General features: G+C 64.1%; 12 protein-coding genes. 10 read left to right on the top strand and 2 right to left on the bottom strand.

Annotated elements, in window-relative coordinates:
- Window position 1: 1 nt before the first annotated feature.
- A complete protein-coding gene (locus tag NKI73_RS16335; RefSeq protein ID WP_352631524.1) occupies window positions 2–787 on the top strand; it encodes a coniferyl-alcohol dehydrogenase in 786 nt (261 codons plus the stop codon).
- A gap of 40 nt (window positions 788–827) precedes the next feature.
- A complete protein-coding gene (locus tag NKI73_RS16330) occupies window positions 828–2,273 on the top strand; it encodes an aldehyde dehydrogenase (protein WP_352631369.1) in 1,446 nt (481 codons plus the stop codon).
- A 34-nt stretch (window positions 2,274–2,307) separates the two neighbouring features.
- Here the strand turns inward: NKI73_RS16330 and NKI73_RS16325 are convergent, their stop codons facing one another.
- A complete protein-coding gene (locus NKI73_RS16325) occupies window positions 2,308–3,237 on the bottom strand; it encodes an aldose 1-epimerase (protein WP_352631367.1) in 930 nt (309 codons plus the stop codon).
- A gap of 109 nt (window positions 3,238–3,346) precedes the next feature.
- On the opposite strand from NKI73_RS16325, the gene NKI73_RS16320 reads away from it, so the two are divergent.
- The 8 genes from NKI73_RS16320 (at window position 3,347) to NKI73_RS16285 (ending at window position 11,557) form a co-directional block, all read left to right on the top strand.
- Window positions 3,347–4,090 (top strand): FadR/GntR family transcriptional regulator, encoded by a 744-nt coding sequence (locus NKI73_RS16320; RefSeq protein WP_352631365.1) that lies wholly within the window; start codon window positions 3,347–3,349, stop codon window positions 4,088–4,090.
- Window positions 4,087–5,814, top strand: a complete 1,728-nt coding sequence (locus NKI73_RS16315; RefSeq protein ID WP_352631363.1) for an IlvD/Edd family dehydratase — start codon at window positions 4,087–4,089, stop codon at window positions 5,812–5,814. The genes NKI73_RS16320 and NKI73_RS16315 overlap by 4 nt, the downstream gene beginning before the upstream one ends.
- Before the next feature lie 11 nt (window positions 5,815–5,825).
- Window positions 5,826–6,602 (top strand): SDR family NAD(P)-dependent oxidoreductase, encoded by a 777-nt coding sequence (locus NKI73_RS16310; RefSeq protein WP_352631361.1) that lies wholly within the window; start codon window positions 5,826–5,828, stop codon window positions 6,600–6,602.
- Between the two features lie 32 nt (window positions 6,603–6,634).
- Window positions 6,635–7,633 carry an AraD1 family protein gene (gene araD1 / locus NKI73_RS16305; RefSeq protein ID WP_352631359.1) on the top strand — a complete coding sequence of 333 codons (999 nt, stop codon included), beginning with the start codon at window positions 6,635–6,637 and terminating at the stop codon, window positions 7,631–7,633.
- Window positions 7,634–7,685: 52 nt separating this feature from the next.
- Complete coding sequence (locus NKI73_RS16300) at window positions 7,686–8,711, top strand: ABC transporter substrate-binding protein (protein WP_352631357.1); 1,026 nt, start codon at window positions 7,686–7,688, stop codon at window positions 8,709–8,711.
- 76 nt (window positions 8,712–8,787) lie between these two features.
- On the top strand, window positions 8,788–9,891 hold the full coding sequence (locus tag NKI73_RS16295; RefSeq protein ID WP_352631355.1) for an ABC transporter ATP-binding protein: 1,104 nt from the start codon (window positions 8,788–8,790) through the stop codon (window positions 9,889–9,891).
- Complete coding sequence (locus NKI73_RS16290; RefSeq protein WP_352631353.1) at window positions 9,888–10,760, top strand: ABC transporter permease; 873 nt, start codon at window positions 9,888–9,890, stop codon at window positions 10,758–10,760. Before NKI73_RS16295 ends, NKI73_RS16290 begins: the two co-directional genes overlap by 4 nt.
- Window positions 10,757–11,557 carry an ABC transporter permease gene (locus NKI73_RS16285; protein WP_352631351.1) on the top strand — a complete coding sequence of 267 codons (801 nt, stop codon included), beginning with the start codon at window positions 10,757–10,759 and terminating at the stop codon, window positions 11,555–11,557. Before NKI73_RS16290 ends, NKI73_RS16285 begins: the two co-directional genes overlap by 4 nt.
- 15 nt (window positions 11,558–11,572) lie before the next feature.
- Here the strand turns inward: NKI73_RS16285 and NKI73_RS16280 are convergent, their stop codons facing one another.
- Window positions 11,573–12,976, bottom strand: a complete 1,404-nt coding sequence (locus NKI73_RS16280) for an FAD-binding oxidoreductase (protein ID WP_352631349.1) — start codon at window positions 12,974–12,976, stop codon at window positions 11,573–11,575.
- Window positions 12,977–13,182: the final 206 nt, after the last annotated feature.

Genomic DNA, 13,182 nt, shown 5'->3' with positions numbered 1-13,182 from the left:
CATGCTTTTCGGCAAGACGATCCTCATCACCGGTGTTGCCTCCGGCATTGGAGCGCGCACGGCGGAACTCGCCGGCCAGCTCGGCGCCGACGTGATCGGCGTCGATGTGCGTGAGCCGACCGCTCCGGTCGGCAGCTTCGTCAGGGCCGACATTTCGTCGAAAGCCGGCGTCGATGATCTCGTCGCGCGTCTGCCGCAGCGCATCGATGCGCTCTGTAATGTCGCCGGCCTCTCCGGCAACACCGGTGCGGCATCGACGCTGGCCGTCAACTTTTTCGGGCTGCGGGCTCTGTCGGAAGGCATCGCGCCAAGGCTTCGCGAGGGCGGCGCCATCGTCAACGTCGCCTCCATCGCCGGCTATGGCTGGCGCGCCAATCTCAATCGCGCCGCGTCCATGGTAGGCATCGAGGGTTTCCCGGATGTCGCCAAGGTGGTCGAAGACCATGCTGTCAAGAACGAGGAAGGCTATCCCGTCTCCAAGGAACTGCTCTTGCTGTGGACTTTCCGCGCCGCGCATCAGGATCTGTTCAAACGCCGTGGCATCCGCGTCAATGCGGTGAGCCCGGGGCCTGTCGAAACGCCGATCCTGAAGCAGTTCCGCAGCGTGCTCGGCGACGCCCGTGTCGACAGCGACATTGCAAGGGTCGGGCGCGCCGGCACATCGGGCGATATCGCCCCGGTTGTGCTGTTCCTGTGCTCGGACGGCGCGCGCTGGGTCAACGGCGCCAACGTGCCGGTCGATGGCGGCCTCGAAGCATCGATCAATGCCGAAGTGCTCGGCTTCTAAACCTCAATCAGCAGCTCCAATCGGAGCAGTGGAGATTACAATGGATATTGGACTTCTGATCGACGGTGGCGAACGGGCAGCCTCGGGTGCGGCGTCCTACGACCGCATGGACCCGTTCACCGGCAAACTGGCGACGCGTGCCGCGGCAGCGAGCGTTGCCGATGCCAATGCCGCGGTCGAAGCCGCCGCAGCCGCCTTTCCGGCGTGGTCGAGGACCGGGCCCGGCGAGCGCCGCGCTCTGCTGTCGAAGGCTGCTGACGTGATGGCGTCGAAGGTCGGCGAGTTCACCAGGCTGATGATGGAAGAGACTGGCGCCACCGGTCCCTGGGCCGGCTTCAATGTCATGCTGGCGGCCAACATGCTGCGCGAGGCGGCGGCGATGACGACGCAGATTTCCGGCGAGATCATCCCCTCCGACAAACCGGGCACGTTGGCCATGGCGATTCGCCAGCCGGCTGGCGTATGCCTCGGCATCGCGCCGTGGAACGCACCGGTCATTCTCGGCACCCGCGCAATAGCGATGCCAATCGCCTGCGGCAACACCGTCGTGCTGAAGGCCTCCGAAATGTGCCCCGGCACGCACCGGCTGATCGGCCAGGTGCTGGTCGAGGCTGGGTTGCCCAAAGGCGTCATCAATGTCGTCACAAACGATCCCAGGGACGCGGCAGGCATTGTCGAAGCATTGGTCGGACACTTTGCAGTCAAGCGTGTCAACTTCACCGGCTCGACCAAGGTCGGCAGGATCATCGCCGAACTCGCCGGCCGGCACCTGAAGCCGGCGCTGCTCGAACTCGGCGGCAAGGCACCACTGCTGGTGCTGGACGATGCCGACATCGACGCGGCGGTCAACGCGGCCACCTTCGGCGCCTTCATGCATCAGGGCCAGATTTGCATGTCTACCGAGCGCCTGATCGTCGATGAGAAAGTCGCCGATGAATTCGTTTCCAAGCTGGCTGCCCGCGCCTCACAACTGCCGGCCGGCGATCCGCGCGGCCATGTCGTGCTGGGCTCGCTGATCAGCAGCCAGGCGGCCGACAAGATGGAGGAGCTGGTTGCCGATGCGGTCGGCAAAGGCGCCAAATTGGTGGCGGGCGGCAAGCGCACTGGCACCGTGGTCGAAGCGACGCTGCTGGACCATGTTACGCCGGCAATGCGTGTCTACGCCGAAGAATCCTTCGGACCGGTCAAGCCGGTGATCCGGGTGAAGGGTGAGGACGAGGCGGTGCGCGTCGCCAACGACACCGAGTACGGCTTGTCGTCAGCCGTGTTCAGCCGCGACATCAAGCGTGCCATGGCGGTCGCCGCGCGCATCGAAGCCGGCATCTGCCACATCAACGGCCCGACCGTCGACGACGAGGCGCAGATGCCGTTCGGCGGCGTCAAGGGCTCGGGCTATGGCCGCTTCGGCGGCAAGGCCTCGATCGCCGAGTTCACCGATTTGCGCTGGGTGACGATCGAAGATCCGGGCCAGCACTACCCGTTCTGATCCGGCCTCGCATTGGGCGGTTCGACATGGGCGATCAGATCGCTTGCGAAGGCGTGAAGCGAACGCTTGCGGATCGCATCTGCCCGGGTGCCAGCACCATGCAGCCGGTGTCGATGCCTGCGTCACCCCTGCGGTTGAATGCATCGGTGATGTTGCTGACCGGCTCGGCACAAAAGAACGGCTCGCCCGATGGCGTGTAGAGGACGAGGAAATCGAGTGGCGCCTCGGCCTCGATGTCCAGCTGACGCCCATGCTCCGGCCAGGCGATCCGGACGCGACGAGCCCATCCGGTGAAGACCGTATCGAAGTCCGTCTCTGACACGTCGAAGCCCGTGGTCGGATTGGCACCGGCTGGCGGCAAGACGTGCCGTGTGGGCAGGATTTCCGCATCGGTTTCCCACATGCCGGACACCCGCGCCTGAACATGCGTCCACGGCGTCGACGGGAAGTAGGGATGGAGGCCGAAACCGGCCGGCATCGGGCTGTCCGAGAGGTTGCGCAGCGAGATGGCAACAACCAGCCTGCCGTCGATCAACGAGATCGCTTGCTCGGCTTCATAGCCCCACGGCCAGGAATCGGCGACGTGGCGATAGCGCAGGACGATCATGCCTGCTTCGTGCCGCACGACCGTCCATGGCCGACGCCAGCCATGGCCATGTTCATGATGCGGATCGTCGGAGTTGGTCGGCAGTTCGACGGTGCGGCCGGCGAATGTGAAGCGGCCGCCCCTTATGCGATTGGAATAGGGAACCAGCGGGAAGCAGGCCATGGCGCCGGCATCGCGGTTGTCGATCGCCGCCGAATCCGCGGGGCGCAGCCAATCCACCACGGTGCCGTTTTGCCGCCAACGATACGATGCCAGCGCGCCACCGGCGGCAGGCGCAATCTCTACAGCCGCAATGCCATCGCTGATCGAGACCAGCTCTTGATGCTGCTCGGCAACGGCAGCGGAATTCTTTGTCATCGGCACTCCCCCATCCCTTGACTCCAATTGCCACGCCTATAAGACATATCATATGAATAGTATGAAGAATAAGAAATCTTTCAGCACGGCGCGCACATCAAGAGTTGCGGTGGCTGTTTCCAGCGGCTCGACGGCGCTGCATGCGACGGTCGTCGAGCAGATCGGGCTGCGCATCGTGCAGGGCGACTTCCTGCCCGGCGAGGCACTGCCCAACGCCGACGATTCCAGCGAGATGCTGGGGGTCAGCCGCACCGTGCTGCGCGAGGCGATCAAGGTGCTGGCCGGCAAAGGGCTGGTCGAATCGCGGCCGAAGACCGGCACACGGGTACGTCCCCGCTCCGACTGGAATTTCCTCGATCCGGATGTTCTGTCGTGGCGCTACGCCGGCGGTGTCAGCGCCGACGATGTCCGGGCGCTGTTCGAATTGCGCCGGGCGATCGAGCCGATGTCGGCCGCACTCGCCGCCAGGCGCGCCACACCGGCGCAGGTCGCTGAGATCAATGCCGCGCTGGCCGAAATGGAAGCCGTGGTCGACGATGGCGATCGCTTCGCCAAACCTGACCTTTTGTTCCACCAGACCATTTTGCGCATGACCGGCAATGAGCTGATCGGCTCGTTGGCGGCACTCGTCGAAACGGCATTGGTGATGAGCTTTCGCCTCTCAAACGACAATCCGGCAGGGCAGCGCCACTCTTTGCCGCTGCATCGGGAAGTGGCCGAAAAGATCGCATCCGGCGATGCCGCCGGCGCGCAAAAGGCGCTGCTGGTGCTCATCGACAATGCCGAGGAAGACGTGCGCCGCAGCGTCGAGAACCGCAACAAGCGCCGCCAGGATCGGGAACAGACATCGTGACCGACACCAAACGCAAACTGCGGTCCGAGGCCTGGTTCGGCGGTGATGGCAAGAACGCCTTCATGCACCGCAGCTGGATGAAGAACCAGGGTATTCCCGCCGACGCTTTCGACGGCCGCCCGGTGATCGGCATCTGCAACACCTGGTCGGAACTGACCCCGTGCAACGCGCATCTGCGGGCGCTGGCCGACCACGTCAAGCGCGGCGTCTATGAGGCCGGCGGCCTGCCGCTCGAATTCCCTGTGATGTCGCTGGGCGAGAGCAACATGCGCCCCACCGCCATGCTGTTTCGCAATCTGGTCAGCATGGATGTCGAAGAGTCCATCCGCGGCAATCCGATCGACGGCGTCATCCTGCTGGTCGGCTGCGACAAGACCACGCCGGCGCTGCTGATGGGCGCCGCATCGTGCAATCTGCCGACCATCGCCGTTTCCGGCGGGCCGATGCTCAACGGCAAGTTCCGCGGACAGGATATCGGCTCGGGTACGCATGTCTGGAAATTCGCCGAGGAAGTGAAGGCCGGCCGCATGCCGGTTGCCGACTTCCTCGCCGCCGAACAAGGCCAGAGCCGGTCGGCGGGCAGCTGCATGACGATGGGCACGGCTTCGACGATGGCCAGCATGGTGGAGGCGCTCGGCATCGGCATGCCGGACAATGCCGCAATCCCGGCGGTGGATTCGCGCCGCGGCGTGCTCGCGCAGATGGCCGGACGCCAGATCGTCGATCTGGTCCGCAGGGACGTTACGATCGCGCAGATCCTGACCACGCAAGCGTTCGAAAATGCCATCCGCGTCAACGGCGCGATCGGGGGCTCGACCAACGCGGTGCTGCATCTGATCGCCATCGCCAACCGGATCGGTGTCGATCTCAGCCTTGAGGACTGGGACCGACTTGGCCGTGACGTTCCAACCATTGTCGATTTGATGCCGTCGGGCCGGTTCCTGATGGAAGATTTCTACTACGCCGGGGGGCTAGCTGCGGTCATGGCGTCGCTTGATGAAGTGGGGCTTCTTCATCGCGACGCCATGACCGTCAGCGCCAAGACCATCGGTGAACTGATCGACGGCGCGCCCAACTACAACAGCGAGGTGATCCGGCCGCTGAGCGAGCCGCTGACCAAGGAAGGCGGCATCTCCATCCTGCGCGGCAACCTGGCGCCCAATGGGGCGGTCATCAAGCCGTCGGCGGCAACGCCTAAACTGATGCAGCATCGCGGCAAGGCGGTGGTGTTCGAGAACATCGAGCACTACTACGCCCGCATCGACGATCCGGAGCTGGATATCGACGCCTCCTCGGTGATGGTGCTGAAGAATTGCGGGCCGCGCGGTTATCCCGGAATGGCCGAGGTCGGCAACATGCCGCTGCCGGCAAAACTGCTCAAGCAGGGCGTCTCCGACATGGTTCGCATTTCGGACGCGCGCATGAGCGGCACCGCCTACGGCACCGTGGTTCTGCATGTGGCACCGGAAGCAGCCGCGGGTGGCGCACTGGCGCTGGTGCGCGACGGTGACCTTATCGAGCTCGATGTCGCCGGCCGCCGGCTGGAGCTTTTGGTATCGGATGAGGAGCTGGCAATCCGCCGGCGTGACTGGAAGCCGCCAGCGCCGCCGGAAGGCGGCTATCAGAGCCTTTATGTCGAGCGCGTTCTGCAGGCCGACAAGGGCTGCGATTTCGACTTTCTCGTCGGCCGGCGCGATGCCGGCATTCCTCGGCATTCGCACTAGAGGGGCGCGCGATGACGGATGAAATCGGCTACGCGATCTATCCAAGCCTCAAGGGCCGCAGCGTGTTCATCACCGGTGGCGGCAGCGGTATCGGCGAAAGCCTGGTGCGCCATTTCTGCGCACAAGGCAGCCGCGTCGCCTTCGTCGACATGGCCGAGGAGCCTTCACGACGTCTGGTCGATGCGATCGCGGCCGAGGGACATGCCGTGCCGCTGTTCATTCCCTGCGACCTGCGCAACGTCGAAGAGTTGCAGGCGGCCACCGTGCGGGCGATGCAGCACAACGGCCCAATCCAGGCGCTATGCAACAATGCCGGCAATGACGACCGCCACCAGACCAAGGACGTGACGGTTGCCTATTGGGACGACCGCATGGCGGTCAATCTGCGTCACCAGTTCTTCGCGGCGCAGGCGGTGCGTCCGCAGATGAGCACGCTGGGCGGCGGCTCGATCATCAATTTCGGCTCCATCACCTGGATGGTCGGCGATCCGGATTGCCCAGCCTATGTCACCGCGAAAGCCGCTGTTTACGGCATGACCCGGGCGCTGGCCCGCGAACTCGGCCCCGAGCGCATCCGCGTCAACTGCATGGTGCCGGGCTGGGTGATGACCGAGCGCCAGATGCGCCTGTGGTTGAACCCAGCCGGCGAACGCCAGATCGCGGAAAGGCAGTGTCTGCCCGACCGGCTGCAACCCTCCGATATCGCGCGCATGGCGCTGTTCCTCGCCGCCGACGACAGCCGCATGTGCACAAGCCAGCAGTTCATCGTCGATGCGGGCTGGGTGTGACCCGTATGGCTGCAAAGGAAGAAGGTTAGTTCATGCGTCTTGTTCAGTTCAGAATGGCCGACGGCAGCAGACAGGTTGGCCGTGTCTCCGATGACGGCAATCATCTGCACCCGCTCGAAAAGACCAGCAGCGTGCTGGAGCTGGCCGAAGCGGCAATCGCCCAGGGCACGTCCATCGCAGCGCTGGTCGAGAAGCGGACCGGCACAGCGGCGATCGACTACGATCAGCTGTTGCGCGACGGCCGCGTGCTTGCCCCGGTCGACCATCCGGAACCGGCGCGCTTCCTGGTCACCGGCACCGGCCTGACCCATACCGGAAGTGCCGCCGCACGCGACAAGATGCATGTGCTGACCCATGGCGAGGATGCCGAGGAATCGGATTCGCTGAAGATCTTCCGCATGGGCCTGGAGGGCGGCAAGCCCGCCGCTGGGCAGATCGGCATCCAGCCCGAATGGTTCTTCAAGGGCGTCGGCACCTGTGTCGTGCCGCCCGGCGCCGACCTGCCTATGCCCACCTTTGCGCGCGCCGGGGCCGAAGAAGCCGAGATCGTCGGCCTCTATCTCAACGGCCCGGATGGCCGCCCCTACCGCATCGGCTATGCGCTCGGCAACGAATATTCCGACCATGTGACGGAAGCCGAGAACTACCTCTATCTCGCCCATTCCAAGCTGCGCTCCTGCTCGATCGGACCGGAGCTTTTGGTCGGCGACCTGCCCGACGAAGTGCGCGGTCATTCCCGCATCCTGCGCGACGGCACTGTCATCTGGGAGCAGGAGTTCCTGTCGGGCGAGGCGCACATGTCGCACTCGATCGCCAATCTCGAACACTTCCATTTCCGCTACCCGATGCACCGCAGGGCGGGCGATCTGCATGCCTATTTCTTCGGCGCGGCGGTGATGAGCTACGCCTCCGGCGTCAAGACGGCTTCCGGCGACGAATATGAAATCCAGGCACAGACATTCGGCAAGCCACTGCGCAACCGGATGGTATCGGTGCCGGACGAGGGACTGGTCGCCGTCACCCAGCTGTGACGGCGAAGGTCCGGAAATAGCGGTCCACCAGAATGACAATGGGAGATTGAAAATGGGACTGAAAAAACTGTTTCTAAGAATGGCGACGATCGGGCTCGGCATCGGCCTGATGACATCGGCGGCGCTCGCCGCGAACCTGCGGGTTCTGGCCTGGGACGGCTACGCCGACGCCGACTGGGTCAAGGACTTCACCGCTGCGACCGGAATCGGCGTCGATGTCGTCTTCATCGGCAGCGACGACGAGATCTGGGCCAAGATCAAGGGCAGCGAAGGCCAGGACTTCGACGTTTTCGCCGTCAACACCGCCCAGCTGCAGCGCTATATCAAGGCCGATCTGGTGTCACCGATCGACGTCACGAAGCTCGCCAACCAGAAAGAGGTGCTGCCGCGCTTCCGTGATCTGACTGCGGTCAGCGGCGTGACCAAGGACGGCAAGGTCTACGGCATTCCGTTCTGCTTCGACTCCATCGGCCTGATCTACGACACCGACAAGGTCAAGCCGGCACCGACCTCGATGTCGGTCCTGTGGGACCCGGCCTACAAGGGCAAGGTGCTGGCCTACGACAATGGCGAGCACAATTTCTCGTTCACCGCACTGACGCTCGGCTACAAGGATCCATTCAATCTCAACGAAGAGCAGATGGCGGCGGTCAAGGCCAAGCTGGTCGAACTCAAGCGCAACGTGCTGAGCTTCTACACCACCGCCGACGAGGCGCAGCAGATCTACCAGAACAATGATGTCGCCCTGATCTGGGCCAATTACGGCCAGCAACAGGTCAAGGCGCTGCAGAAGATCGGCGCCCATGTCGCCTACGTCAATCCAAGCGAGGGCGCGCTCGCCTGGCTCGACAACTGGGTCATTTCCAAGGGCGTCCGCGACAATGCGGCGGCCGAGAAATGGATTGATTTCATGCTCAGCAAGAAGGTCAGCGGCGAGCTTTCCGAGCGCACCGGCTTCGGCAACACGGTGACGGAAACCGGCAGCGCCGGCGGCAACGACAAGTTGGTCTGGCTCAACAATGTCGAGGACCCGCTCAAGCGTTCGGACCTGTGGAACGAGGTCAAGGCGACGCCCTGATATTGCCGTACCCTGCCTTCGAAGGACCCGGCGGTCCGGAGGTTCCGGACCGCCGAAGCGTATGCGAGAGTATTTCATGAACCAGAACGCCGACCTGCTGACGCTGCGGTCCGTCTCGAAATCCTACGGCACGGTCCCCGTGCTGCACGACATCGACCTGTCGATCCGGGACGGTGAGTTCCTCACCGTGCTTGGGCCGTCGGGTTCCGGCAAGACCACGGTCCTGCGGCTGATCGGCGGACTGGAACCGCTGACGTCGGGCAAGATCCACCTGGATGGGCGAGACATCAGCCGCATGCCGATCAACCGACGGCCGTTCAATACCGTGTTCCAGGACTATGCGCTATTTCCGCACCTGACCGTTTCCGGCAATGTCGGCTACGGGCTTTCGGTTCGCCATGTCCAGCGCAAGGAAATCGCGCGCCGTGTCACGGAGGCGCTGGACCTGGTTCAGCTCGGGCGTTTCGCCGACCGCTTTCCCGCACAGCTCTCCGGCGGCCAGCGCCAGCGCGTCGCGCTCGCCCGTGCACTGATCTGCCAGCCGCGCCTTATCCTGCTCGACGAGCCGCTCGCCGCGCTCGACCTCGAACTGCGCCGGCAGATGCAGGTTTTCCTGAAATCCATCCAGCGCGAAATCAAGACCACCTTCCTGTTCGTCACCCATGACCAGGAAGAAGCCATCGGCATGGCCGACCGGATTTGCGTCATGGAAGCCGGCCATATCCGTCAGCTCGGCACGCCGCATGACCTTTACTACAAGCCGAATTGCGAGTTCGTCGCGCGCTTCTTCGGCGAGAACAATCTGGTGGCCGGGAAACTCGGACCGGTGCAGGGCAAGCTGCGATCTATCGAGACAGCGCTTGGGCGCCTGGTTTGTTCGATCGGTGACCAGCCGCATTTGAAAGCCGCGACGGATGGCGCCAGCGCCTACGCCGCATTCCGCCCCGAGGCCTTGCATCTTGCGGATGCAAAGGACACCGACAACCGCTTTTCCGGCACGATTTCCGATCTGGCCTTTGCCGGCTCATCGACCGTCGCCACCATCACGGCCGGCGCCGACAATGCCGCGCAACGCTTGCGGCTGCGCGTGCCGAGCCGTGTCAACGGCAGCACACTGAAACCTGGCGAGACAGTGTCGCTTTCGTTTGCGCCGCATGAAGGCCACCTGGTGCTGGCATGAGCAAAGCCAGCTCGACACTGCCTGCGCAAAGACGGCTGTCGCTGCTGGTGACAGTGCTGGCGTTTGCCTTGCCGGTGGTCTTCGTCCTGGCGCCGCTGGCGATCTTCCTCGGCTACAGTTTCTTCAGCGTCGACCAGGGCACGATCGTCTACGGGCTGTCACTGGGCAACTATGTCAGGTTCTTCACCGATCCGGTCTTTCTCCCGGTGTTTTGGAACACCATCGTTCTGTGCGTCTCGGTGGCCATTATCTGCATCCTGCTTGCCTATCCCGCCGCCTATTTCCTGACGACGCTGAAAGGCCGCTGGCGCTATGCCTTGCTGATGCTGCTGCTGGTACCGCTGCTGATGAGCTACGTTATCAAGATCTATGCGATCCGCAGCATCCTCGGCCTCAACGGCTTTCTCAACAAGGCGCTGGTGGCGCTTGGTGTCCTGCAGGAGCCGTCGACGCTTTTCGTGTTCAACATGAACGCCATCCTACTGACGCTGACGTTGTTGCTCATTCCCTTCGCCATCCTGCCGATCTTCCTGTCGCTGGAACGAATTCCGCAGGTGCTGCTGCGCGCCTCCGACGATCTCGGGGCAAGCGGCTTGCAGACCTTCCTGCGCATCACCTTGCCGCTCAGCCTGCCCGGCGTCGCTTCGGCGGCGAGCTTCGTCTTCGTGCTGGCGATCGGCGATTTCCTGACGCCGCAGATGGTTGGCGGGATCAGCGGTTTCACCTTCGGCCGCATCCTCTACAGCCAGTTCGGCACGGCCTATAACTGGCCGTTCGGCGCCGCGCTGTCGGTGGCGCTGGCAGTCGTGGTGATCGCGGCAATCCTCGTCGGCGAACGCTTCGGACGCAACCGGGGGATTTCGGTATGAGCGCCCTGCCCCGGTTGTCCACCATCTTTCTGGCTGCGATCACGACACTGGTTGCGGTGTTGCTCTACAGCCCCCTGTTCGTGCCGATCGTGTCTTCATTCTTCACCATTGCGCACGGCAATGTCGACTGGTCGTCGCCGACCCTCTCGACCTATGTCGCGCTGGCCGAAAATCACGACATATTGGCCGCCTTGCGCACCACGCTGATCGTCGGTGTCTGCACTGTCATCCTGTCGGTGGTCAGCGGTACGCTGCTGGCGCTCTACTATCACGGCCGGCGTTCCGGGCGTTCGATCCTGCAGTTCATCATCTTCCTGCCGTTCCTGATGCCGCCGATCATCAGCGGCCTGGCGCTGCTGATCTTCTTCCGCGAAATCGGCCTCGAACGGTCCCTTATTACGGTCGTCATCGGACACACGGTCTTCGTGCTGGCGATCGTCTACCGCACGGTGCTGATGCGGCTACAGTCGATGAGCCGCACGCTGGTCGAGGCGTCCTACGACCTCGGCGCCACGGGCTGGCAGACGTTCTGGCGCATCATCCTGCCGAACCTGTCGAGCGCCATGGTCGGCGGCGCGATCCTGGCCTTCGCGCTGTCGTTCGACGAGACCATGATCACCATCCTGGTCACCGGCACGCAAAGCACATTGCCGGTCAGGCTGTGGGCGATGATGCGGCTTGGCTTCTCACCCGACATCAATGCGCTGGTGGCGCTGATACTGATGTTCACCGTGCTGCTCTGCGTGCTTGCCGCCCGCTTTCTCATCCCCAGGCAAGTCGCGACGGAACAGACTTGAGTTACAGGGCAATTGTCATCGGGAGAAAGCGGTCGGGTTGAGGTCGAAAACCCGTCCCGGATTGAGGATGTTTCTGGGGTCGAGTGCTGTCTTCAGCCGCCGCATCGTGGCGATTTCGGCGTCGCTGCGGACCAGATGCAGCCACTTCTTCTTGTCGAGGCCGATGCCGTGTTCGGCCGAAACGCCGCCGCCGGCCGCTGCGACGCCGCGATAGACGATGTCATACGCCGCTGCCGGATCGACCGTGCGTACCTGATAGTGCAGATTGCCGTCTCCGAGATGGCCGAAGACATAGATGTCGGCGCCGGGGTCGACGGCATGGATGGCGGCGTCCGCCGCTTGCAGGAACGCTCCCATGCGCGCGAGCGGAATGCTGATGTCGACGCCGATCAGACCCTTGATCGAAAACAGGATGCGATTGGCGTCTTCGCGCACGTCCCAAAGGGCTCGGAATTCGCGCGACGACTGCGAGACGACGACATCGTCGATGACGCCGTCCTCGACCGCTTGCATCAGCACTTCGGCGAAGCGCTCGCCGTCGCGCTCGGGCTCGCTGCCCTGTATCTCGGCCAGCACATAAACTGACGAGCCCGCCGGCAGCGGCGCTGGCATGGCCATGCTGGCGACCATGACGTCATAGAGCGGTGCGAAATTGACCTCATAGGCGGACAGGAGCGGGCCGAGCTTTTGCCGCAGCAGCCCAAGCAGGGCGATTGCCGCATCGAGCGAAGAGAGCGCGCAGAAAGCGTTGACCTCGGACGCCGGCTTGGGATGCAGCCTGAGCGCGGCGCGGGTGACGACGCCGAGCGTTCCTTCCGTGCCGATGAAGAGCTGGCTGAGGTCGTAGCCGGAATTGTCCTTGGGCAGGCCCTTGAGCGAAGTCAGCACGCTGCCGTCGGCAAGCACGGCTTCCAGTCCCAGAACCTGCGCCCGGTACATGCCGTAGCGCAGTACACGGATGCCGCCGGCATTGGTGGCGACATTGCCGCCGATCGTGGCCGAACCGCGTGCGCCGATATCGACGCCGAACATCAGCCCGGCGCTGTCGGCTGCCTCCTGCACCGCCTGTAGCGTCGCGCCCGCTTCGGCGACGATGCTGGCAGCCTGGCGATCCGGAATGGCGAGGCCGGTCATGCGCTCCAGCGACAGCACCACCTCACCCGGCTGCACACGCGCGGCACCCGTCAGGCTGGTGCGTCCGCCCTGCACCACAACCGGCTGGCCGAGATCGTTGCATGCGGCGAGTGCCGCCGCCACACCCTGGGTGTCGCGCGGGCGCAGCACCGCTTCGGGAAGCGCGCCGAGCTTGCCGTCGGGATCGTCGCGATAGCGCTGGTCCACATCCGAACCGGCGAGCACGCCGCCCGCGCCCAGCCGGTTGTCGAGAGCGGATAGAAGTCGTTGGATTTCAGGCGACATCAGCCAATCCTATTCTGGATCGCCTGCCGGTCAAACGCTTGTTCGTGCAAACGACATCGTCCGCGTGACCCTTGTGGGTATGCGGATGGGCCGGTGGGGGGGGGGGGGGGGGGGGGGGGGGGGGGGGGGGGGGGGGGGGGAGGGGGGGTGGGTGGTTGTAAACAAACGGAGCCCCCCCCACCCGGCGAGGTCGGGGGGGGGGGGGG

The organism is Mesorhizobium sp. M0496, from assembly GCF_040321205.1.
GTDB lineage: Bacteria > Pseudomonadota > Alphaproteobacteria > Rhizobiales > Rhizobiaceae > Mesorhizobium.
The sequence above is the reverse complement of the archived record's forward strand: the minus strand, read 5'-3'. Positions and strand labels throughout refer to the sequence as shown.

Coding starts and splice junctions, on each gene's coding strand:
- NKI73_RS16330 (WP_352631369.1), top strand. CDS start 828: ATGGATATTGGACTTCTGATCGACGGTGGCGAACGGGCAGCCTCGGGT.
- NKI73_RS16325 (WP_352631367.1), bottom strand. CDS start 3,237: ATGACAAAGAATTCCGCTGCCGTTGCCGAGCAGCATCAAGAGCTGGTC.
- NKI73_RS16310 (WP_352631361.1), top strand. CDS start 5,826: ATGACGGATGAAATCGGCTACGCGATCTATCCAAGCCTCAAGGGCCGC.
- NKI73_RS16280 (WP_352631349.1), bottom strand. CDS start 12,976: ATGTCGCCTGAAATCCAACGACTTCTATCCGCTCTCGACAACCGGCTG.
- NKI73_RS16300 (WP_352631357.1), top strand. CDS start 7,686: ATGGGACTGAAAAAACTGTTTCTAAGAATGGCGACGATCGGGCTCGGC.
- NKI73_RS16335 (WP_352631524.1), top strand. CDS start 2: ATGCTTTTCGGCAAGACGATCCTCATCACCGGTGTTGCCTCCGGCATT.
- NKI73_RS16295 (WP_352631355.1), top strand. CDS start 8,788: ATGAACCAGAACGCCGACCTGCTGACGCTGCGGTCCGTCTCGAAATCC.
- araD1 (WP_352631359.1), top strand. CDS start 6,635: ATGCGTCTTGTTCAGTTCAGAATGGCCGACGGCAGCAGACAGGTTGGC.
- NKI73_RS16285 (WP_352631351.1), top strand. CDS start 10,757: ATGAGCGCCCTGCCCCGGTTGTCCACCATCTTTCTGGCTGCGATCACG.
- NKI73_RS16290 (WP_352631353.1), top strand. CDS start 9,888: ATGAGCAAAGCCAGCTCGACACTGCCTGCGCAAAGACGGCTGTCGCTG.